General features: G+C 70.4%; 3 protein-coding genes. 2 read left to right on the top strand and 1 reads right to left on the bottom strand.

Annotated features, from left to right (window positions below):
* A partial coding sequence (locus tag CA983_RS42525) for an integrase core domain-containing protein (RefSeq protein ID WP_143645782.1) occupies positions 1-498 on the top strand: 498 nt, incomplete at its 5' end.
* Here the strand turns inward: CA983_RS42525 and CA983_RS42520 are convergent.
* Positions 495-1,508, bottom strand: coding sequence for a LacI family DNA-binding transcriptional regulator (locus tag CA983_RS42520; RefSeq protein ID WP_086605975.1), 1,014 nt, complete (start codon positions 1,506-1,508; stop codon positions 495-497). The two genes, CA983_RS42525 and CA983_RS42520, sit on opposite strands and share 4 nt — an antisense overlap.
* A gap of 224 nt (positions 1,509-1,732) precedes the next feature.
* Here CA983_RS42520 and CA983_RS42515 point away from each other — a divergent pair, with 224 nt between their 5' ends.
* The gene (locus CA983_RS42515; RefSeq protein WP_086605974.1) at positions 1,733-2,683 is read left to right on the top strand and encodes a TIM barrel protein; all 951 of its coding nucleotides are present in this window, start codon (positions 1,733-1,735) and stop codon (positions 2,681-2,683) included.
* The last annotated feature ends 55 nt before the right edge of the window (positions 2,684-2,738 follow it).

The following is a 2,738-nucleotide window of genomic DNA, read 5'->3' as shown; positions in this document are numbered from 1 at the left end:
GTGCTGGGCCGTGCGGCCGGCAGCCCGAACAAAGACCGCCGTAACGGGGCCGGATACGCCTACCTGCACACCGCCCTGGACGACCACTCCCGCCTGGCTTACACCGAAGACCTGCCCGACGAGAARGCCGCCACCTGCGCGGCCTTCCTGCGCCGGGCAACGGCCTGGTTCGCCCAGCACGGTGTCACCGTCGAGCGGGTCCTGACCGACAATGCCTGGGYCTACACCAAGAACACCTGGCGGGACACCTGCCGTGAGCTGGGCATCGGCCCGCGCTGGACCCGGCCCTGGCGTCCGCAGACGAACGGCAAGGTCGAGCGCTTCCACCGCACCCTGCTCGATGAATGGGCCTACCAGCGGCCCTACACCTCAGACACCGAACGACAGACAGCGTTTCCCGACTGGCTGGACTGGTACAACTACCACCGACCCCACACCGGCATCAGCGGCCAAACACCAGCCAGCCGCGTCACCAACCTGTCCGAACAGCACACCTAGGGGGTGTCCGCACAGTCCTCCGCCGGCACGGGGCCGCTCGTTCCCCGCACCACCAGTTTCGGGTCCAGCACCGCCTCCCTCGGCGGCAGTTCCCCGTTCTCCAGCCGTTCGACGGCGAAGCGGACCGCGTGCTCGGCCATGAGGAACGCGTCCTGGCGGACGGTGGTCAGCCCGAGCGGCATCAGGTGGGAGAGGTGGCTGTCGTCGTAGCCGACGACGGACAGGTCGCGCGGGACCTCGACGCCGGCCCGGGTCAGGGCCATCAGCAGCCCCATCGCGCAGCGGTCGTTGCCGGCGAGGACCGCCGTCGGCAGCGGCCGGCCGCTGTCGCGTTCGGCCAGCAGCAGCCGGCCGGTCTCGACACCGGACTCCTCGGTGTGCTCGCCGGGGATCACCCGCGCCTGCGCCTGAAGCCCGTGGCGGCGCATCGCGGCGCGGTAGGCACGCCGCCGCTCCGCCGAACCGGGGCCGCGTCCGCCGTCGATGTGCACGATCCGGCGGTGCCCCAGCTCCACCAGGTGGTCCATGGCCTGCCGGACGCCCTTGCCCTCGGCGGAGTGCACGAAGTCGACATGGGCCTGGGGCACCCGGCGGCTGATCGAGACGGCGACCGTGCGCTGCCCCAGCTCGGCGAGATAGTCCGGTTCGGCGTCCGGGCCGAGCAGGATCACCGCCTCGCAGCGGTGGCTGAGCAGCGCCTCGACCGCCTTGGCCTCACTGCGGCCGTGAGTGGCCCCGGAGAGCAGGACGTCGTAACCGAGCCGTTCGGCCTCGGGGTAGATGCCGGTGATGAGGTCCGTGTGGAAGGTCTGGTGCACGGTGAACATCACGCCGAGCGTGCGACTGCGGCCACGGGCCAGCAGCCGGGCCGCACTGTCGGGCCGGTAACCGATCTCGTCGGCGACGCGCAGGACCCGTTCCCGCGTCTCCCGGCTGGCCCCCGCCTGGTTGCGGAAGATGATCGAGACGAGCGCGCGGGACACGCCCGCCTTCTCGGCGACGTCCGCCATCGTGGGCCGCTGCCTGCCCGATGCATCCACGTGTGAACCCACCCTCCGACGCCGACCACCTTACGGGTGTCCGGCACGGGGCCCGTACCAGGACTCGGCAATCTCCCGGCAACAACCTATTGACAGGACATTTGGACAGGGGTCATCGTACTCGAACTAGAGCGCGCTAGTAGAGCGCATCAGTTTTACGCCTGCCCCCTTCCTCTCCCCGAAGGACTCTCACCATGGCAACGGCGCCAGCCCCGCTGCGTACGACCGTCGGCAACCTGTGCCTCGGCTCCGCCCCCGACTCCTGGGGTGTCTGGTTCCCCCAGGACGAGCACCAGGTGTCGTACACCCGTTTCCTCGACGAGCTCGTCCAGGCCGGATACGAGTGGCTGGAGCTCGGCCCGTACGGCTATCTCCCCACCGACCCGCAGCGGCTGAAGGCCGAACTGGACGCCCGCGGGCTCAAGGTCTCCGGCGGTACCGCTTTCGGCGCGCTGCACCGGCCCGAGGCGTGGGACGAGATGCTCGCCCACGTCCGGCAGGTCGCCGCGCTGACCGCCGCCGCGGGGGCGCACCATCTCGTCTTCATCCCGCCGATGTACCGGGACGAGAAGACGGGCGCGTTCACCGAGTCGCCCGAGCTGACCGCCGAGCAGTGGGCCGGGTTCGGCCGGGCCGCCGACCGGCTGGGCAGGCTGCTGCTGGAGGAGTACGACGTACGGCTGGTCGTCCACCCGCACGCCGACAGCCACATCCAGACCCAGCCGGAGATCGAGCGGCTGCTGAACGAGTCCGACAGCCGTTACACGAACCTCTGCCTGGACACGGGACATGTCGCCTACGGCGGTGGGGACAACCTCGACCTGATCCGCCGCTTCGGCGAGCGGGTCGGCTACGTGCACATCAAGCAGATGGACCCGGAGATCCTGGCGCAGGTCGCGGCCGAGGACCTGTCCTTCGGCGAGGCCGTGAAGCGCGGGGTGTGCGTGTCACCGCCGGCCGGGGTGCCGAAGCCGGCCGACGTGGTGGCCGAACTGGCCCGGCTCGACGCGGAGTTGTTCGTGATCGTCGAGCAGGACCTGTACCCGTGTGCTCCCGAGGTGCCGTTGCCGATCGCGGTCAGCACCCGTGAACACCTGGCCGGCTGCGGACTGTCGGGTACCCGGCGCCCGAACATCGACAGGTAAGGAGCGGCCATGGACGTCAGGGACGACACGACACCGGCCCCCATCCCACCACCCC

The sequence above is a fragment of the Streptomyces swartbergensis genome (genome assembly GCF_002148965.1).
GTDB lineage: Bacteria > Actinomycetota > Actinomycetes > Streptomycetales > Streptomycetaceae > Streptomyces > Streptomyces swartbergensis.
Note: the sequence above shows the minus strand (reverse complement) of the source record. Positions and strands in the feature narration are given on the sequence as shown.

What these genes read in the sequence shown, in the direction of transcription:
- CA983_RS42515 (WP_086605974.1), top strand. Translation starts at nt 1,733, where the DNA reads ATGGCAACGGCGCCAGCCCCGCTGCGTACGACCGTCGGCAACCTGTGC.
- CA983_RS42520 (WP_086605975.1), bottom strand. Translation starts at nt 1,508, where the DNA reads ATGGCGGACGTCGCCGAGAAGGCGGGCGTGTCCCGCGCGCTCGTCTCG.